Annotated in this window: 13 protein-coding genes; 9 read left to right on the top strand and 4 right to left on the bottom strand. The window is 56.4% G+C overall.

Annotated elements, in window-relative coordinates:
* Positions 1–3: 3 nt before the first annotated feature.
* From mrcB to fhuB, 6 genes are all read left to right on the top strand, one after another.
* Positions 4–2,523, top strand: coding sequence for a bifunctional glycosyl transferase/transpeptidase (gene mrcB / locus J2X14_RS07880; RefSeq protein ID WP_352410676.1), 2,520 nt, complete (start codon positions 4–6; stop codon positions 2,521–2,523).
* Positions 2,524–2,924: 401 nt separating this feature from the next.
* Positions 2,925–4,865: a methyl-accepting chemotaxis protein gene (locus tag J2X14_RS07875; protein ID WP_352410675.1), complete on the top strand. Its 1,941-nt coding sequence runs from the start codon at positions 2,925–2,927 to the stop codon at positions 4,863–4,865.
* Between the two features lie 308 nt (positions 4,866–5,173).
* The gene (fhuA, locus tag J2X14_RS07870) at positions 5,174–7,387 is read left to right on the top strand and encodes a ferrichrome porin FhuA (RefSeq protein ID WP_352410674.1); all 2,214 of its coding nucleotides are present in this window, start codon (positions 5,174–5,176) and stop codon (positions 7,385–7,387) included.
* Between the two features lie 57 nt (positions 7,388–7,444).
* Entirely contained in the window at positions 7,445–8,239 is a 795-nt protein-coding gene (gene fhuC / locus J2X14_RS07865; protein WP_352410673.1) for a Fe3+-hydroxamate ABC transporter ATP-binding protein FhuC, read from the top strand.
* A gap of 15 nt (positions 8,240–8,254) precedes the next feature.
* On the top strand, positions 8,255–9,130 hold the full coding sequence (gene fhuD, locus J2X14_RS07860) for a Fe(3+)-hydroxamate ABC transporter substrate-binding protein FhuD (protein WP_352410672.1): 876 nt from the start codon (positions 8,255–8,257) through the stop codon (positions 9,128–9,130).
* Positions 9,130–11,112: a Fe(3+)-hydroxamate ABC transporter permease FhuB gene (gene fhuB / locus J2X14_RS07855; protein ID WP_352411068.1), complete on the top strand. Its 1,983-nt coding sequence runs from the start codon at positions 9,130–9,132 to the stop codon at positions 11,110–11,112. The genes fhuD and fhuB overlap by 1 nt, the downstream gene beginning before the upstream one ends.
* Before the next feature lie 53 nt (positions 11,113–11,165).
* On the opposite strand, the gene hemL is transcribed toward fhuB, so the two are convergent.
* A complete protein-coding gene (hemL, locus tag J2X14_RS07850) occupies positions 11,166–12,446 on the bottom strand; it encodes a glutamate-1-semialdehyde 2,1-aminomutase (protein ID WP_352410671.1) in 1,281 nt (426 codons plus the stop codon).
* A 217-nt stretch (positions 12,447–12,663) separates the two neighbouring features.
* On the opposite strand from hemL, the gene clcA reads away from it, so the two are divergent.
* On the top strand, positions 12,664–14,082 hold the full coding sequence (gene clcA, locus J2X14_RS07845; RefSeq protein ID WP_352410670.1) for a H(+)/Cl(-) exchange transporter ClcA: 1,419 nt from the start codon (positions 12,664–12,666) through the stop codon (positions 14,080–14,082).
* Positions 14,083–14,161: 79 nt separating this feature from the next.
* Positions 14,162–14,509, top strand: a complete 348-nt coding sequence (gene erpA / locus J2X14_RS07840) for an iron-sulfur cluster insertion protein ErpA (RefSeq protein WP_352410669.1) — start codon at positions 14,162–14,164, stop codon at positions 14,507–14,509.
* 43 nt (positions 14,510–14,552) lie between these two features.
* Here erpA and J2X14_RS07835 read toward each other — a convergent pair whose 3' ends face one another.
* From J2X14_RS07835 to mtnN, 3 genes are all read right to left on the bottom strand, one after another.
* Positions 14,553–14,804 carry a hypothetical protein gene (locus tag J2X14_RS07835; RefSeq protein ID WP_352410668.1) on the bottom strand — a complete coding sequence of 84 codons (252 nt, stop codon included), beginning with the start codon at positions 14,802–14,804 and terminating at the stop codon, positions 14,553–14,555.
* A gap of 105 nt (positions 14,805–14,909) precedes the next feature.
* Positions 14,910–15,713, bottom strand: coding sequence for a vitamin B12 ABC transporter substrate-binding protein BtuF (gene btuF, locus J2X14_RS07830; RefSeq protein ID WP_352410667.1), 804 nt, complete (start codon positions 15,711–15,713; stop codon positions 14,910–14,912).
* Positions 15,706–16,404 (bottom strand): 5'-methylthioadenosine/S-adenosylhomocysteine nucleosidase, encoded by a 699-nt coding sequence (mtnN, locus tag J2X14_RS07825; protein ID WP_352410666.1) that lies wholly within the window; start codon positions 16,402–16,404, stop codon positions 15,706–15,708. The genes btuF and mtnN overlap by 8 nt, the downstream gene beginning before the upstream one ends.
* A gap of 105 nt (positions 16,405–16,509) precedes the next feature.
* Between mtnN and dgt the strand changes: the two genes are divergently transcribed.
* Positions 16,510–18,006: a dGTPase gene (gene dgt, locus J2X14_RS07820; RefSeq protein ID WP_352410665.1), complete on the top strand. Its 1,497-nt coding sequence runs from the start codon at positions 16,510–16,512 to the stop codon at positions 18,004–18,006.
* Positions 18,007–18,092: the final 86 nt, after the last annotated feature.

Below are 18,092 nucleotides of genomic sequence, written 5' to 3'. Positions count from 1 at the left end.
TAAATGTCTGGGAACGATCGCGAACCTATCGGGCGCAAAGGGAAACAGCCGAAGCCGCCGCGTCAATCGGGTGGACCGGGACGGCGCCGGGAAGAATATAACGACGAACAGCAGGGTGACCAGGAGGAAAGAGCGGTGCCACGTAAAGGAAAAGGGCGGCCAGCGCGCAGCAAAAAAAGAAAATGGCTGGGATGGTTCATTAAGCTGTTTATCATTTTTGTTGTGGTGATGGTGGCCTATGGCGTTTACCTCGATTCACAAATCCGCAGCCGTATCGATGGCAAAGTCTGGCAGTTGCCAGCGGCGGTTTATGGTCGCATGGTCAACCTTGAGCCGGGCATGGCTTTTAATAAAAAAGAGATGATCGCGCTGCTGGAAGGGACGCAGTATCGCCAGGTTACGCGCATGACGCGGCCCGGTGAATTTACCGTGCAGGGCAACAGCATCGAAATGATCCGCCGTCCGTTTGATTTCCCCGACAGTAAAGAGGGGCAAATCCGCGCGCGGCTGATGTTCAGCAACGATTCGCTGAGCGAAATTAAAAACCTTGATAGCGGACGCGACTTCGGCTTCTTCCGGCTCGATCCGCGCCTGATTACCATGCTGCAATCGCCTAACGGCGAGCAGCGCCTGTTTGTGCCGCGCGCCGGTTTTCCCGATTTGCTGGTCGATACGCTGATCGCCACCGAAGACCGCCATTTCTATGAGCATGACGGCATCAGTTTTTATTCCATCGGGCGTGCGTTCCTGGCGAATATCACCGCCGGACGGGCCGTGCAGGGCGGCAGTACGCTGACCCAGCAGCTGGTGAAGAACCTGTTCCTCACCAACAAACGCTCCCTGTGGCGTAAAGCCAATGAAGCCTATATGGCGCTGATTATGGATGCGCGTTACAGCAAAGATCGCATCCTGGAACTCTATCTGAACGAGGTCTATCTCGGTCAGGCCGGTAACGATCAGATTCGCGGCTTCCCGCTGGCCAGCCTCTATTACTTTGGCCGTCCGGTTGATGAGCTGAGCCTTGATCAGCAGGCGCTGCTGGTGGGCATGGTGAAAGGCGCATCGCTGTATAACCCGTGGCGTAATCCGAAGCTGGCGCTGGAGCGGCGTAATCTGGTGCTGCGTCTGCTGCAACAGCAGAAGGTGATCGATCAGGAACTGTATGACATGCTCAGCGCCCGACCGCTTGGCGTGCAGCCAAAAGGCGGCGTCATCACACCGCAGCCCGCCTTTATGCAGATGGTGCGCGACGAGCTGCATGCTAAGCTGGGCGATAAGGTAAAAGATCTCTCCGGCGTGAAAATTTTCACCACGCTCGATCCGGTGTCGCAGGACGCGGCGGAAAAAGCGGTGGAAGAGGGCATTCCGGCGCTGAAAAAACAGCGCGGCCTGAAAGATCTGGAAACCGCGATGGTGATTGTCGATCGCTTTAGCGGCGAAGTGCGGGCGATGGTCGGCGGGGCGGATCCGCAGTTTGCTGGCTATAACCGCGCTATGCAGGCGCGTCGTTCAATCGGCTCGCTGGCTAAACCAGCAACCTATTTGACGGCGCTGTCGCAACCGGATACCTACCGTCTGAATACCTGGATCGCCGATGAGCCGATTGCGCTTAAACAGCCCAACGGCCAGGTATGGAAACCGCAGAATGATGACCGCCGCTTCAGCGGTAAAGTGATGCTGGTGGATGCGCTGACGCACTCGATGAACGTGCCGACGGTAAACCTGGGGATGACGCTGGGGCTGGATAGCGTGGTGAATACCTGGGTCAAACTGGGGCTGCCGAAAGATCAGCTGCATCCGGTGCCAGCTATGCTGCTGGGCGCGCTGAACCTGACGCCGATTGAGGTTGCGCAGGCGTTTCAGTCGATCGCCAGCGGCGGTAACCGCGCGCTGCTCTCCGCGGTACGCTCGGTGATTGCCGAAGATGGCAGCGTACTTTATCAAAGCTTCCCGCAGGCGGAGCGCGTTGAACCGGCGCAGGCCGCCTATCTGACGCTGTATACCATGCAGCAGGTGGCGGCGCGTGGTACTGCGCACGCGCTGGGCGCCCGCTATCCAAATGCGCATCTCGCCGGGAAAACCGGTACCACTAATAACCAGGTTGATAGCTGGTTTGCCGGTGTGGATGGCAAAGAAGTGGCGATCACCTGGGTAGGACGCGACAATAACCAGCCAACGAAGCTTTATGGTTCTTCTGGCGCGATGCAGCTCTATCGTCGCTATCTGGATAACCAGGCGCCGATGCCGCTGGTGCTGACGCCGCCGGAAGATATCGCTTCGATGGCCGTTGACGCTGATGGCAACTTTGTCTGTGACGCCGGTAGCAACTGGCGTACGCTGCCGGTTTGGAGCACTGATGCTACTGCACTTTGCCAACAGCAGATGCAACAGCAGCAATTGCAGCAGCAACAGATGCAGCAGCAAATGGATCAGCAACAACAACAACAGCAACAGCAACCGCAGCAAAAGCAGGATAGCGATGGCGTTGCCGGTTGGATTAAAGATATGTTTGGCGGTAATTAAACAGCATTGCTGAGCAAACAGAACGGGCGTTCCTGCGGGAGCGCCCGTTTTTTTATGGCTCATTTTTCCCGGCGTCCACGAGCGGTTAATATCGTCACGCGTTCAGACAATGCCTTAGGTTTGATTTAAGAAATCCAGCCTGCTTAAGAACTTTTTTTGTTGGCTTTTATACAAATAAAGCGATTGTTTCTCGATTGATTTATGATAAATGGCTGTGTTATTTTCTTCGGGCAATAACTGTTCCGTTAAAGGCGGAAGCATTATCTCCGTTATTGATTCTTTTCTTTTACCAGTTTATTTTCAGAAATTTCCATATCGCTTAATGTTATTTAATTAAAGTTATAGTTCTTGGCCAGCAGAAGCGGAAGGCATCTGCCTTTCTTAATGAAAAGGAATTTACTGTGGGCAATTTATTAAAAAATATGAATTTATCGGCAAAGTTAGGGATGCTGGGCATTTTCGCCCTGGTGCTTTTCGTTTTACCCACCGCTTTATTACTTAATCAGGGTAATGAGTCTATTGAAGTAAAGCATCATGAAATTAAAGGCGTGGTGGTGGAAAAAGAGTTATTAACCTTGCTCAATCTCTATCAGCGCCACTGGAATGAAAGTCATGCGGTTATCTCTCAGCAAAAAAGCACCTCGTTAGCCCTGACAGCCACCATCAGCGAAACAGAGAAGTTACAGAGCGCTCTGCTTAATACGCTGACCAGCATTAAAGCCAAATTTGCGCTAAAGAAAATGCAGAGCACAATAAGTTTATGGACTGAGCTGAAGCGCAATTTGAACGATGCGGAATTTACCCTGGCGGAAAATAACTTAAGCCATGAACATCTATTGGCTTCCTTGCTGGATGTCACGGTGGATGTGCTTGATTTCTTCCAGCTGTCGCTGGATGCGGATTTGGATAGTTATCAGCTTATGCTGAGTACCTTTACCCGGGTGCCGGAAATGATGACCGCTCTGGCGCAGGTACGGGGCAGCGGGGCAGAGTTTTTAGCCACCAATAATGTGAAGAAAGAGGCGGACTATGTCCGTATTACTTACCATATAGAACAGGCAAAAAGATCGCTGGATGTATTTCATAAATATTTTGATAAAGCTTTTGTTCTGAACGATAAATTAAAAATAAAACTGGCTCAGCCGGTTGAACAAGTTTGGAAAGAGACAACGGCGGCGCTGGAGGTTGCAGATAATATATTTACTCATCGCAAGGCGATTAAACTCAGCGAAAGTGACTATAAGCAACGCTTTAATACCGTTTTAAATAAATATGAAAGGCTGGCAAATACCGCAGCAGACGAACTTTCGCAACTGCTGGAAGAGCAGGCGGGAGACAAACGTTTTTCCCAGGTATGGTTATTGTCTTCGCTGATTGTACTGGCGCTGTTGATGGTGATCTTTACCATCTTTATTGTGAAAACGGTGACCCGACCGCTTAATGAGGCGACCAGCATTGCTCAGAAGGTTGCCAGCGGTGATTTAACCCACTCGATTCAGGTTGAAGGAAATAATGAAACGGCTTCCCTGCTGCGTTCATTAAGTGAAATGACCCATCGTCTGTCGAGCCTGGTTTTTTCTATTCAGGAAAGTTCAGATGTTATCGCCCGATCTTCTGAAGAGATCGCCAGCGGCAACCAGAACCTTTCCGGGCGGACGGAAAGCCAGGCAGCCTCTCTTGCCGAAACCGCGGCCAGCATGGAACAGCTGAACTCAATTATTGGGCAGAATGCCGATAACACGCGTCATGCTGCTGAAATGGCGCAGGAGGCGACCGCAGCCGCATTAAGCGGCGGCGAAGCGATGGAGTCGGTTAAAGCCTCTATGGAGCAGATCAACAACAGCGCCGGGCAGATTCAGGAAATTATTGGGGTGATTGATGGCATCTCTTTCCAGACCAATATTCTGGCGCTGAATGCGGCGGTGGAAGCGGCACGTGCAGGCGAACATGGCAAAGGGTTTGCCGTGGTGGCCGCTGAAGTGCGGGCGCTGGCGCAGCGTTCCGCCACGGCGGCACGCGAAATTAAACAGCTGATCGAACAGTCGGTGGTGCATTCCATGCAGGGCATTAATATGGTGCAGGATGCCAGGAAGAAAGTGAATCAGAGCGTCACCTCTATCGAACAGACCGCGCAGCTGGTGAAAGATATTTCCTCTTCTTCTGTTGAGCAAAGCGCCGGGATTTCGCAAATCAGCATCGCGGTTAATCAAATGGACAGCTCAACGCAGCAGAACGCCGCGCTGGTCGAGCAATCGGCGGCGGCCTCCGGCTCGCTGGCTGAGCGCGCAAGAACCTTGCGTGAAGTAATATCGGTGTTCCGTACCAGCAAAACGGACCGGTAATAAAGCTCAAGGCGGCAAAGCATCAACCTGAGCCGTCTTACCTTCGTGCATACGTAATAACCACAGGACAAACCGCAAAGCGGGATAGATTGCAACGGGCGCACAGGATGCGCCCGTTTTTTGATCTCTCGCATAGTCATCAAACGACCGTTCTAAAGCTGGTCGGTATCGCCTTTGCACGCGCGCATTACCGCTTGCAGATCTGACTTTGTTTCGCATATTATCCAACCACAACAATAAGCATACGAATAATTATCGTTTGCGTTTCGTTTTCATCGATTTCCTATATTCCACTCAGAGAAAACATAATGGCAAATGCGCGTAGTAAAATTTTTGCTGCATCCGTTGCAACGGGCTTAGTAAAGCGTCCGCTGGCGGTGCTGGTGGCGTTAACCCTGATGGGTGGAAGCGCTTCTTTTGCGGCAGAAGAGACGCTGGTGGTTGATGCGTCTGCCGATGTGCCGCAGGAAAGCGCCTGGGGGCCGGCACCCACCATCGCCGCGAAGCACAGCGCAACCGGCACCAAAACCGATACGCCGATTGAAAAGAATCCGCAGTCGATTTCGGTGGTGACGCAGCAGGAAATGGAAATGCACGGCGTCACGTCCGTTAAAGGTGCCTTCAATTACGCGCCTGGCGTTTTGACCAATAACCGTGGCAGCTCTGACGTCATTGACGCGCTGTCGATTCGCGGTTTTAGCGAAACCAACACCAACCAGTATCTCGATGGATTGAAATTACAGGGCGACAACTATTCTGAGTTCGCCATCGATCCCTATTTCCTGGAGCGCGCGGAGCTGTTACGCGGTCCGGTTTCCGTTCTTTATGGCAAAAGCAATCCGGGCGGCGTTGTCGCCATGGTCAGCAAGCGACCCACTGTAGAACCGCTGCGTGAAGTGCAGTTCAGAATGGGCAGCGACAACCTGTTCGCGACCGGGTTCGATTTTTCCGATTCACTGGATGATAACGGCGTTTACAGCTATCGCCTGACCGGCCTGGCACGCAGCCAGGATGCGCAGCAGGAGTTGAATAAAGAAAAGCGTTATACTATCGCGCCTTCCTTTAGCTGGCGTCCCGATAATCAAACCCGCTTCGACTTAATCACCCTGTTCCAGAATGAGCCGGAGACTGGCTATTACGGCTGGCTGCCGCGTCAGGGCACCGTTGTGCCGATTGTTGATGCCAACGGTAATGAGCATAAGCTGCCTACTAACTTTGACGAAGGCGGAAGCGGCAATAAAATTTCGCGCAATACCAAAATGGTCGGCTACAACTTCGAGCATGGTTTCAATGATACCTGGACGGTGCGTCAAAACCTGCGTTATGCCGATTTGCATACTGACTACCGCAGCCTTTACGGCGACGGCCTTGACCCCGCAACGAACTATATCCAACGCGGCGCGGCGTTCTCAAAAGAGCATTTGACCACCTTTGCCGTGGATACGCAGGCGCAGGCCAAATTCGCCACCGGCGACGTCAGCCATACCTGGCTGGCCGGGGTGGATTACCAGCGTACCCGTAACGATATTGATGCGCAGTTTGGCTCTGCCAGCCCGATTAACGCCCTCAATCCCGATCACAGCGACAACAGCTGGTCGCCTTATGCTAATCCTTATAACTATCTGAACCGCCAGGAGCAAACCGGCCTTTATACGCAGGATCAGATGGAGTGGAACCGCTGGGTATTAACCTTAGGCGGACGCTACGATTTTGCTAAAACCTCCGCCAACGATCGCGCTGGTAATACTACGGTAGAAAAACACGATCAGGCCTTCACCTGGCGTGGCGGCGTCAACTATCTGTTTGATAACGGCGTTGCGCCTTACTTTAGCTATAGCGAGTCGTTCCTGCCGACAAGCGGCACCACCGCCGCTGGCGAACCTTTCGACGCATCGCGCGCTAAACAGTATGAAGCCGGGGTGAAATATGTGCCGAAAGATCGCCCGCTGACGGTAACGGGGGCGGTCTATCAGCTGACCAAAACTAAAAACCTGGTAGCCGATCCGAACAATACGGTCTGGAGCATCCAAGGCGGCGAAATTCGCTCGCGTGGTTTTGAGCTGGAAGCGAAAGCGGCGCTGAACGCTAACGTCAATATGACGGCGTCCTATACCTATAATGACGCAGAATATACGCATGATACGCAGCTTAAAGGCCGTACACCGGTGCAGGCGCCGAAACAGATGGCCTCCCTGTGGGCCGACTATACCTTTAACGAAACGGCGCTTTCTGGTTTAACCCTCGGCGCAGGCGTGCGTTATACCGGCGAGAGCAAGGGACTTTACCGCGATCTCGCAGTTAACGGCGACAAGAGAAACGAAAACTTTAAGGTAGCGAGCTATACCACGGTTGATGCGGCGGTTAAATATGACCTGACCCGCTTTGGCCTGCCGGGATCGTCCGTTGGCGTCAATATCAACAACCTGTTCGATCGGGAATATGTCGCCAGCTGCTATCGCGAACATGCCTGCTACTGGGGCGCGGATCGCCAAATTGTCGGTACCGCAACCTTCCGTTTCTAAATCACTCCATTCACCCGGGCGCGGCCTTAGTCGCGCCCGCCACCGTTGAAGATAATCATGTCACATCAGCTGTCACAGGAAACCACCTTCACGCTTGATCATGTCAGTTTTCGCGTGCCCGGACGTACGCTGCTGCATCCTCTCTCGCTTACCTTCCCCAGCGGTAAAGTCACCGGCCTTATCGGTCATAACGGCTCCGGCAAATCGACCCTGCTGAAGATGTTAGGTCGCCATCAGTCCGCCAGCGAAGGGCGCGTGCTGCTAAATGATAAACCGCTGGATGAATGGAACAGCAAAGCCTTCGCCCGCCAGGTCGCCTATTTACCGCAGCATCTGCCCGCGGCGGAAGGCATGACGGTACGCGAACTGGTGGCGGTAGGGCGCTATCCGTGGCACGGTGCGCTGGGCCGCTATGGCGAAGAAGATCGTCAGCGCGTGGAAGAGGCGATTGCGCTGGTAGGGCTGAAACCGTTCGCGCAGCGGCTGGTGGATAGCCTCTCCGGCGGCGAACGTCAGCGCGCCTGGTTGGCGATGCTGGTGGCGCAGAACAGCCGCTGCCTGCTGCTGGATGAGCCGACGTCGGCGCTGGATATCGCCCATCAGGTTGAGGTGCTGGCGCTGATTCAGCGTCTTAGCCAGCAGCGTGGGCTGACGGTTATCGCCGTGCTGCATGATATTAATATGGCGGCGCGCTACTGCGATTCCCTGGTCGCGCTACGCGGCGGCGAGATGATCGCGCAAGGCGCACCGGCAGAGATCATGCACAGCGAGGTGCTGGAGCGGATCTATAACATTCCCATGGGCATTCTGCCGCACCCGCAAGGCGGCGCGCCGGTCAGCTTCGTTTACTGAGACAAGGATGTGGCTATGTTGCCAATAACACGTCGTCGCCTGCTTGCCGCTATGGCGCTCTCTCCGCTGCTTTGGCAGCAAACGCTGCGGGCCGAAACCATCGATGCGCAGCGAATTATCGCCCTTGAATGGTTGCCCCTCGAATTAATGATGGCGCTGGGCGTCGTGCCGCTGGGTGCCGCTGAGCTTTTTAACTATCGCGACTGGGTCAGCAAGCCTGAACTGCCCGCCAGCGTGATTGACGTTGGCCTACGCACCGAACCCAACCTCGAACTGCTGACGCAGCTTAAACCCTCTCTGATCCTCTACTCCAGCGGCTATGGCCCTTCGCCGGAGCGATTAGCGCGTATCGCCCCCAGTCAGGGATTCGCTTTTAACAGTGGTGAAGGCAAACCGTTGACGACGGCACGTCAGTCGTTGACCCAACTGGCGCAGCGCATCGATAAAGTGCCGCAGGCGCAGGCGCATCTTGAGATGTTTGATAGCTTAATTGCCGATACGCGCGCGCGCCTCGCACCGCGCGCGAAGAAGCCGCTGCTGCTGATGTCGCTAATTGATAAAGGCCACGCCATTGTGTTTGGTAAAAACAGCCTGTTTTTAGAGGTGATGCAATTGCTGGGGCTGGAAAATGCCTGGCAGGGCGAAACGAGCTTCTGGGGCAGCGCGATAATCGGCATTGAGCGTCTGGCGGCTATCCATGATGCAGATGTGCTTTGTCTGAGCCACGGTGACGAAAGGCTGATGCAGCAGATCGAAACAACCGAACTTTGGCAGTCGCTGCCGTTTGTGCGTCAGCAGCGCTTTACCCGCGTGCCCACCGTCTGGTTCTATGGCGCGACGCTCTCTGCGATACAGTTTTGCCATGTTCTTGATAACGCACTGGAGGCATGATGCGCAGACGTTACGCTTTTCCGATCATGCTGATTAGCGCGCTGTTTCTTGGCGCGCTGGCATTAACCGGCCTGAACTTTACCCATCATCTGCCGCAGCAGCAGTGGCTGAACGCGTTACTGCAGCCGGATCGCGGTAATATCGATCAGATGGTGTTTCACTTTAGCCTGCTGCCGCGCCTGGCCGTGGCGCTGCTGGCCGGTGCGGGACTGGGGCTGGTCGGCGTGCTTTTCCAGCAGGTATTGCGCAATCCGCTGGCGGAGCCGACCACGCTTGGCGTTGCCAGCGGCGCGCAGTTGGGCATCACGGTTGCGACGCTGTGGGCATTGCCGGGCGGGATGTTCACACAGCAGATCGCGGCGATGGCGGGCGCGGTGATTATCGGTCTGCTGGTGTTCGGCATCGCCTGGGGCAAACGACTGTCGCCGGTGACGCTGATTCTCTCCGGACTGGTAATGAGTCTCTATTGCGGCGCGGTGAATCAGATCTTCGCCATTTTCAATCACGATCAGCTACAGAACATCTTCTTGTGGAGCACCGGCTCATTAAACCAGCAGGACTGGAGCAACGTCACCTTTCTTCTGCCGCGTCTGGCGCTGGGCTTTGTGTTAGCGCTGCTGCTGCGGCGACCGCTGACAGTGTTGGGCCTGGATGACGGCGTAGCCAAAAACCTGGGCATGGCGCTGTCGCTGGTGCGGCTGGCGGCGCTGGGGTTGGGTATTCTCCTGAGCGGCATGTTGGTGAACGCCGTGGGAATTGTCGCCTTTATCGCTTTGTTTTCACCGCTGATGGCGAAACTGCTTGGCGCACGCCGTCTGGTGAGCCGCATGTTGCTGGCTCCGCTGCTGGGCGCATTGCTGCTTTGGCTGGCGGATCAATGTGTAATTTGGCTGAGCGATAACTGGCTTGACGTGTCAACCGGCACCCTGACGGCGCTGGTTGGCGCGCCGATTTTACTGTGGCTGCTGCCGCGTCTGCGCACCGGCGCGGTACCGCCGCCGCAAAGCCTGGGCGATCGCGTCCCGGCAGAGCGCCAGCATGTGTTGCTGTGGTCGCTGGCGGCGCTTGGCGTACTGTTGCTGCTGGCGGTTACCGCGCTGTCGCTGGGGCGCGATGCGCACGGCTGGCAGTGGGCGAGCGGCGATCTCTGGCATCAACTGCAGCCGTGGCGCGCGCCGCGCATGTTTGCCGCGCTGGCGGCGGGCGTGATGCTTGGCGTGGCGGGCAGTTTGATACAGCGCCTGACCGGCAATCCGATGGCCAGCCCGGAAGTGTTGGGCATTAGCTCTGGTGCCGCCTGCGGCGTGGTGCTGATGCTGTTTCTGGTGCCGGGCGACGCGTTTGCCTGGCTGCTGCCTGCCGGTAGCCTCGGCGCGGCGGTGACGCTGCTGCTGATTATGCTGATCGCCGCGCGCGGCGGCTTTTCACCGGAGCGTATGCTGCTGGCTGGGGTCGCGTTCAGTACCGCCTTTACGACTTTGCTGGCGATGCTGTTAGCCAGCGGCGATCCGCGCATGGGGCAGCTGCTAAGCTGGGTTTCTGGTTCGACCTACGGCGTGGATGCGCCGCAGGCGCTGCGCACCCTGGCGGTGGCGGTGGTGCTGGTGGCGATTGCGCCGCTGGCCAGCCGCTGGCTGACGATTTTGCCGCTGGGTAGCGCCACGGCGCGTTCGATTGGCGTAGCGCTGATACCGGCACGTCTTAGTCTGTTGCTGCTGGCGGCCGCGCTGACCGCTGCCGCAACCCTGACGATTGGACCATTAAGCTTTATTGGCCTGATGGCGCCGCATATCGCACGGATGATGGGATTTCGCAGGGCACTGCCGCAGATGGTGGTTGCGGCACTGATGGGCGGCGGCCTGATGGTGGTTGCCGACTGGTGCGGCAGAATGGCGGCGTTTCCCAGCCAGATTCCGGCGGGACTGCTGGCAACCTTTATCGGCGCGCCTTATTTTGTCTGGCTATTGCGTAAAGTGAAATAACAACGGGCGCCGCAGGGCGCCCGTTTACGTTTGCTGCGCAGGGGGGTAAACCCTTACAAACGCGCAAAGCTGCGACGCGCCGCATCCACGGTGCGCTGGATATCTTCAGCGCTGTGCGCCAGCGACATAAAGCCCGCCTCAAATGCCGACGGCGCCAGGTAAACGCCTTCCTCCAGCATCATATGGAAGAAGCGCTTGAAGCGCTCGGTATCGCAACGCGTGACATCGTCGTAGCAGGTCACTTCCTGCGCATCGGTAAAGAACAGGCCGAACATGCCGCCGACGTGGTTAACCACCAGCGGAATATTTTCCGCCTGCGCCGCCGCACGTAGCCCCTGCGCCAGCTGGGTGGTCAGATCGGTGAGCGTGGCGTGCGTGCCGGGCTGCGCGATGGCGGTCAGGCAGGCGTAACCGGCCGCCATGGCAATCGGGTTGCCGGAGAGCGTACCCGCCTGGTAAACCGGTCCGGTCGGGGCCAGCGCGTCCATCACGTCGCGGCGTCCGCCAAACGCGCCCACCGGCATCCCGCCGCCGATGATTTTGCCGAGGCAGGTCAGGTCCGGCGTGACGTCATAGTGCGCCTGCGCGCCGCCCAGCGCGACGCGGAAGCCGGTCATCACTTCATCGATAATCAGCAGTGCATTAAACTCGTCGCACAGCGCGCGCAGGCCCGGCAGGAAATCGGGCTGTGGCGGAATGCAGTTCATATTGCCGGCTACCGGCTCGACGATAATACAGGCGATCTCATGCGGATATTGTTCAAACGCGGCGCGCACGGAGGCCAGATCGTTATAGGTGCAGGTCAGGGTATGCTTCGCGAAATCGGCTGGAACGCCGGGCGAGTTTGGCTGACCGAGCGTGAGCGCGCCGGAACCCGCTTTTACCAGCAGGCAGTCGGCATGGCCGTGATAGCAGCCTTCAAATTTGATGATCTTATCGCGCTGGGTGAAGCCGCGCGCCAGGCGAATGGCGCTCATGGTGGCTTCGGTGCCGGAGTTAACCATGCGCACCATTTCCATTGACGGCACCAGCTCGCATACCAGCTCTGCCATCTTCACTTCCATCTCGGTGGGCGCGCCAAAGCTTAAACCGCGCTCGGCTGCTTCAATCACCGCGTTGCGGATCGCCGGGTGATTATGGCCCAGCACCATCGGTCCCCAGGAACCCACATAATCGATATAGGCTTTGCCGTCGGCATCGTACAGCCAGGCGCCATCGGCACGTTCAATAAATAACGGGACGCCGCCGACGCCGGTAAAGGCGCGTACCGGCGAGTTCACGCCGCCGGGAATGGAACGCTGCGCCTGTTGATACAGGTTTTCGGACTTACTCATGAATCGGCTCCTGAATGAAAGAAAACCCGGCCATTCTACGGGAACTTCGGGGTGCGTTGAAGGCGCAGCGCAGAGATTGATAACAAAGAGCCTGACCTTGCCGCACCTTGCTAACCTCGTGCCGGAACGCGACCGGTTACGCAGGATGACATTTTTTGCCCCTGCGCCAGGTGCGGCGTATGATTACGGACCTCATTAATTTCCTGATGTGAGCGTTATGAACCAAACACCCACCTCCACCGAACAACTGCATGTGGTTCCCCTGCGTCGTACCGATTTCCTGCGTATGCTGCTGCGGCGTGATAAAACGCCCGTGGCGATTTTAATTGTCGCAGGTATCGTCGGCACGCTGGCCGGGCTGGTTGGGGTTGCCTTTGAGAAAGCGGTAACGGCGGTGCAGGCCTGGCGCCTGGGCGTGGTTGCCAGCACCGGCGATCATGTATGGCTGGCTTTTCCGCTGGCCTTTTTATTGTCTGCGGTCCTGGCCGCCTTTGGTTACTGGCTGGTGCGTCGCTTCGCGCCGGAAGCTGGCGGCTCCGGTATCCCAGAAATCGAAGGGGCGCTGGAAGAGCTGCGCCCGGTACGCTGGTGGCGCGTTATTCCGGTGAAATTCCTCGGCGGCATGGGCACGCTCGGCGCGGGAATGGTGCTGGGAAGGGAAGGGCCCACAGTACAGCTGGGCGGCAATGTCGGACGCATGGTGCTGGATCTGTTTCGTATGCGCAGCGCCGAAGCGCGTCATTCGCTGCTGGCGACCGGGGCCGCCGCCGGTCTTGCTGCCGCGTTTAATGCGCCTTTAGCGGGCATTCTATTTATTATCGAAGAGATGCGTTTGCAGTTCCGCTACAGCCTGATCTCCATCAAGGCGGTATTTATCGGCGTCATTATGTCGAGCATCGTGTTTCGTTATTTCAACGGCGAACATGCGGTGATCGCCGTCGGCAAGCTGGCCAGCGCGCCGATCAATACGCTGTGGCTCTATCTGCTGCTCGGTATGCTGTTTGGTATTGTCGGCGTGCTGTTTAACCGGCTGATCTTTATTACTCAGGACTTTTTTCAGCGGCTGCACGGCGGCGTGATGAAAAAAGCGCTGATTATCGGCGCGCTGCTTGGCGGCCTGTGCGGCATTCTCGCCGTGATTGAGCCAGAGGCGGCAGGCGGCGGATTCAGTTTGATTCCCATCGCGGCGGCCGGTCACTATACCGTAGGCGTGCTGCTGTTTATTTTTATTGCGCGCGTGGTGACGACGCTGCTCTGTTTCAGTTCGGGCGCGCCGGGCGGTATCTTTGCGCCGATGCTGGCGTTGGGGACGCTGCTGGGTACCGCCTTCGGCATGGCCAGCGCCACGCTGCTGCCGACGTTAACCCTCGATCCCGGCACCTTTGCCATTGCCGGTATGGGCGCGCTGTTTGCCGCCTCGGTACGTGCGCCGTTAACCGGTATCGTATTGGTGCTGGAAATGACCGACAATTATCAGCTTATTTTACCGATGATTATCACCTGCCTCGGTGCTACGCTGGTGGCGCAGTTTTTGGGCGGCAAGCCGCTCTACTCCTCGCTGCTGGCCAGGACGCTGGCAAAACAACAGGCGCAACAGGAGCAGGAAAAGGCACAGAGTGCGAGGGTCGATACTTGATTGCTGCACCATGCTATTGGATAATATTGACAAGCGCGGCCATTTCTGGCCTCAGCCGGATTAATTGCGGAGTGTTTCAATGAGTGATGAAGTAGCAGCACTGCCGCTGCAATTTACCGAAGCGGCAGCCAGTAAGGTGAAAACCCTGATTGCTGATGAAGACAATCCTGATCTGAAACTGCGGGTTTATATTACCGGCGGCGGTTGCAGCGGTTTCCAGTACGGTTTCACCTTCGATGATAAAATCAACGACGGCGATATGACCATTGAGAAAGCGGGCGTTTCGCTGGTGGTGGATCCGATGAGCCTGCAATACCTGGTGGGTGGCGCGGTGGACTATACCGAAGGCCTGGAAGGTTCGCGTTTTATCGTGACCAACCCGAATGCAAAAACCACCTGCGGCTGTGGTTCTTCCTTCAGTATCTGACAGCAGAACGTGCTTTACGCCCTGTAAAGCACGTTGATTTTTCCTACCATTCCACGGTAATCAAACGTGTTTCCCGCCTGATTTTCGCTTCCTTTTGTAGCGTACTCAACGTCACTTTTGGCTGCGCGGATGGCTGCCGACCGCAGTTTATTGCGGGCTGACTGTGGCTGAGCGTTTGCCCGTCGACCTGGCATTTCTGATAGATGGTTAACCTGACGTCTATGCTGCCGGAAATAGTCGCCGCGCAGGCGCTTCCCGCCATCAATAGCCCGCAGGCAAAGAGAATGGCTTTCATGATGTTTCCCGGTGTAAAAAGCGCTTAGCGCGCAGAAAAACCGGCGGCCTTTATTTTTGGGCCGCTCGGTAAAACTTCTATCGGTATAAATCGTGAAATCTTTAGTTAATGCGCTTCAGGCTGTAGCGCCTGACAGAGTTTTTCTGCCGCCAGCACGCTGCGCGGGCCAGGGCGACTGAGCCAGTCTTCAGGAATCGCCACCACCGGCGCCGTAAGCTGCGGCTGCCAGAAGCGGGCAGTCTGAGCTGCGGCGATGCTGTCGCCAGGGACAACAATCAGATCGGGGTGGCGCGCCAGCACCTGCTCGCGGCTGACCTGCGGCCAGGGCGCGGCGCTGGCGGCAAAGATATTTTCACCGCCGCACAGCGTCAGCAGCTGGTTTTGTAATGTGGCGCGCGCAGCGGTAAACAGCGGCTGCTGACCAAACTGTAAGAATACGCGTCGATGCGCGGGTTTAGCATAGCGCTGCTGTAACGCCTTAAAGCGCGTGTCCAGCTGTTCTGCGGCACGGTGCGCCTGCTGCGGGGCGGGGCTCCACGCGGCCAGCTGATGCAGCGCGGCGGTGATACCTGCAATCGAATCGGGATCCAGCCAGATAACCTGTACGCCCAGCGCCTGCAGCTGGTCGATTTGCCGCTGCGGAGAGCCGCCACGCCACGCCAGCACCAGATCCGGTTTCAACGCCAGAATGCGTTCCAGCTTAATACCTTGCCAGTTAGCGACCTGCTCCAGCGATTTCGCCGCAGGCGGATAGTCGGACCAGGCGCTCACCGCCACCGGCGTGATGCCAGCGGCAAAAGCGAGTTCCGTAAGATGCGGAGCCAGGGTGATCACGCGCGGCGCGCTGGCGGCCAGCGCCAGGCTGGCAAACAGCCAGAGCGCCAGCGTCAGGAGCGCGCGTTTAGCCACGCGCCAGCTTGCCCAGCAGCGTTTCCACCAGCAGCGAAGATTGCTTAGCGGCGACGCTCAGGAACTCTTCAAAACTCAGGTGGGAGGCCTGATCGGCGACGTCGGAAATGGCGCGAATCACCACAAACGGCGTCGCGAACTGATGGCAAACGTGGCCGATGGCCGTGGCTTCCATCTCAACCGCAATCGCCTGCGGGAAAGTCGCGCGAATGCGCGCCAGCGGTTCAGCGCCGTTAATAAAGGCGTCGCCGCTGACCACCAGGCCGCGTACCGCGTGCAGATCCAGCTGCTTAATGCACGCCTCTGCAGCGGCGATCAGTGACGCATCGGCAGGGAAGGCGGCCGGACAGCCCGCCATCTGGCCCGGCGCATAGCCGAAGGCAGTGACGTCCGCATCGTGATAGCGCACTTCGTCGGAAACCACGATATCGCCGACTTTCAGCGAAGAGGCCAGCCCGCCCGCCGAACCGGTATTGATAATAACGTCAGGGCGGCAGCGTTCCAGCAGCAACGCAGTGCCCAGCGCGGCGGAAACTTTGCCGATACCCGATTTTAACAGCGCCACTTCCACGCCGTTCAGGGTGCCAGTATAAATTTCGCAGCCAGCTACAGAAATCGTCTGACGGTTTTCAATTTTATCGCGCAGCAGTGTGACTTCCTGCTCCATTGCACCAATAATGCCTGCTTTCATAGGGTTACTCGCTATGTAATTAAAGTGGAATTCAGCGTTTGAACTGTTGCATAGTCTATCACAGGCCCACGGCAAGATGTTTTCATGCAGAAACAAGGGGAATCAATGGAGAAGATTAATTTCCGGCAGCGAATCAGCTTCCAGCGACCATGGAATAGTCGGGAAGCGCCGCAGGGCGAGTACGCGATTACGCGCCATTTTGAAAGCGACCGTGGGCGTATTATTAATTCAGCGGCTATCCGCCGTTTGCAGCAGAAAACGCAGGTCTTCCCGCTGGAGCGCAACGCGGCGGTGCGATCGCGTCTGACGCATTCGCTGGAAGTACAGCAGACCGGGCGTTATATCGCCAAAGAGATTCTGGAAACCTTAAAAACGCGCGGCGGCCTGGAAAAGTATGGCCTGCAGGAGCTATCCGGCGCGTTTGAAAGCCTGGTGGAAATGGCCTGCCTGCTGCACGATGTCGGCAATCCGCCTTTCGGCCACTTTGGCGAAGCGGCGATCAATGACTGGTTTGACGCCAATTTACCGGCCGAGCTGGTGGACCCAATGGTGGCGGGCGTCAACGACGCCGATGCGGCGCAACAGGCCGATTTCAGCGCGCTGAATGCCACTATCCGTCAGGACCTGTGTCATTTTGAAGGCAATGCGCAGGCGATTCGTCTGGTGCATACGCTGTTACAGCTCAATCTAACCTATAGCCAGGTCGCCTGTATTTTAAAATATACCGCCCCCGCCTGGTGGCAGGGCGAAAAACCAGCGCCGTTCACGACGTTGATGAAAAAGCCGGGCTTTTATCTTTCCGAGCGTCACTATATTGCTGAACTGCGCGCGGCCACACAGCTACAGGAGCACCATCGGTTTCCTCTTACCTGGATCATGGAGGCGGCTGATGATATTTCCTACTGCATCGCCGATCTGGATGATGCGGTGGAAAAAGCGATCTTTAACGTGGATACGCTGTATGGCTACCTGGAAAAGCTGTGGGGGCCGGTGCGTCCCAATGATGCCTTTAGCCGCACCATTGGCTACGCCTGGCGTGAGGCAAACGGTAAGAAAATCCGTGGCCGCAGCGATCAATTTTTTATGTCGCTGCGCGTGAGCGTACAGAATGTATTAGTGACCCATGCGGTTAATCGATTTGTGGATAATCTGCCAGCGATTTTTAACGGCGACTTTAATCATGCGCTGCTGGAAGATGAGGGCGAAGAAGGGCGGCTGCTGGCGCTGTTTAAAACTGTCGCGCGTCGTCACGTATTTAACCATTCGGAAGTTGAACAGTTAGAATTACAGGGCTATCGGGTAATAAAAGGGCTGCTGGAGATTTACCAGCCGTTACTTGAGCTGAATTATGAGGCCTTTACCACATTGATGACAGAAGATGTGCTGGCGGGACATCCCATTGAAACCCGCCTGTTTCACAAGCTTTCCGGCAAACACCGCCGGGCTTATCAACAGCATATGCGCACTGTGAAAATTGAGCATAAATATCAACGGCTGTTATGGGAACGTTATTATCGCGCGCGCCTGATTCAGGACTATATTAGTGGCATGACCGATCTTTATGCGTGGGATGAATACCGTCGTTTAATGGCGGTTGAATAGTGAAGTAATAAAAGGAGTTTTGTAAAGATGCAGAATATTTTTTTACTTTTGCCAAAAAGTTACTGATGAACTTTGCGGTAAAAATT

Origin of the sequence: Mixta sp. BE291, from assembly GCF_031457955.1 — a bacterium.
In the GTDB taxonomy this organism is placed as follows: domain Bacteria; phylum Pseudomonadota; class Gammaproteobacteria; order Enterobacterales; family Enterobacteriaceae; genus Mixta.
This window is presented reverse-complemented; position numbering and strand designations above follow the sequence as displayed.